The following is a 258-nucleotide window of genomic DNA, read 5'->3' on the forward strand; positions in this document are numbered from 1 at the left end:
GCAACTCTTTTTTACACCATATACAATGGTATTCGCGTTGTTTCTAAAATTCGTCCTGATAAAAAAGAATCGACCGATTCTATAAATATTGCATTGTCATTGTTGGATTGACCAAATGTGTGATAATGAATAGCAATGGTTTATTAATTATTATACTGTTGAATTTCATAATAAACGCCCATTTAATAGGGATGTAATTATGCAGTAATATTCATTTTTTAGACGCTATTTTTTAATTTTGAAAGCGAAGGTCAAAAT

It is taken from the genome of Winogradskyella sp. UBA3174 (assembly GCF_002364335.1).
Classification (GTDB): Bacteria; Bacteroidota; Bacteroidia; order Flavobacteriales; family Flavobacteriaceae; genus Winogradskyella.